Annotated in this window: 1 protein-coding gene; it reads right to left on the bottom strand. The window is 44.8% G+C overall.

The features are described from left to right. Window positions 1–161: 161 nt before the first annotated feature. Window positions 162–995, bottom strand: coding sequence for a sulfurtransferase (locus tag F6K51_RS37800; protein WP_293031438.1), 834 nt, complete (start codon window positions 993–995; stop codon window positions 162–164). Window positions 996–1175 lie beyond the last annotated feature (180 nt).

Here is a 1175-nt window from a genome sequence, read left to right as displayed (position 1 = left end):
GGTTATCAAAAACTATTGCATTGTCGCAATGTCAAGCAGTAGGGGTAACTGGGATTAATGAGAGTCAGCTAAAGCTTGTAGGGTGGGCAAAAACCGTTTGGTTATGCGTGAGTATTCTAGATAATAGAAATTTGCCCACCCTACTTTAATTGGTATTTTTTTTACCGCTCAATCAGCGCATGAGGCAGACGGCTCCACTCATTCCACGATCCATCATAATTTCTTACTTTGGGATAGCCGAGTAAATACTTCAAGACGAACCAAGTGTACGCAGAGCGTGCACCAATCGCGCAATAAGGAAATATTTCCTTGTCAGCTGTAACACCTCGGCTGCTGTAAAGAGCATGTAACTCTTCTACTGACTTAAATGTACCGTCCTCATTCAAGGTATGAGTATACTCAAGATGCACCGCACCTGGAATATGCCCTCCACGTTCAGCTCCTTCTGGCGGCTTGATCATAAATATCTCACCAGAATACTCTTGAGGAGTCCGCACATCTAGCACCACACAATCCGTTTTCTCTAAAGATGCTTGCACCTCTGCCTGGAAAACTCGTAAGTCAGGATTGGGAGAGGTTGCTTGATAAGAGGTGGGCGGAAAGTTTGACAAGTCTGATGTTACTGGACGACCTTCTGCCACCCATTTCTGATGACCACCGTTAAGGACATACACTTTTTGATGTCCAAAGAGCTTCAGAAACCAGAAAATAAAAGCTCCTGTGCCTGGGTAACTACCATAGGCAATGACGGTCGTTTCTTTGGAAATTCCTGAGCGCGACAACAGTTTCTCAATCCCAGTGGGGTCTAAATTCATTCCAAAGTCGGGCATGGAGAGATCAGTGGGGAAATGCCAGAAAACAGCCCCCGGAATATGAGTATCTTTGTAAGATTCTGGACTCATATCAACTTCAACCACACGCACCATCGGATCTTCTAGATGATCCATCAGCCATTGTGTATTGACCAAAACTTCAGGGTGAGCGTATTGAGACATCGGTTTTCTCCTAATATTGACGCTAAAGCTAATATTAGGGAAGGCAGTTTAGCTTGCCCAGTACCCGATCGAGTACACTTTTGGTCCTCACGGTCATGACGAGTTCCTTGCAGTTTTTATTTAAAGCCATTCATCAGGTCAAGGATGAAGCAGACTTGCGATCGCGCATTGTCCCAAAAA

Source organism: Moorena sp. SIO3I8, assembly GCF_010692325.1.
Classification (GTDB): domain Bacteria; phylum Cyanobacteriota; class Cyanobacteriia; order Cyanobacteriales; family Coleofasciculaceae; genus Moorena.
Note: the sequence above shows the minus strand (reverse complement) of the source record. Positions and strands in the feature narration are given on the sequence as shown.

Coding starts and splice junctions, on each gene's coding strand:
- F6K51_RS37800 (WP_293031438.1), bottom strand. CDS start 995: ATGTCTCAATACGCTCACCCTGAAGTTTTGGTCAATACACAATGGCTG.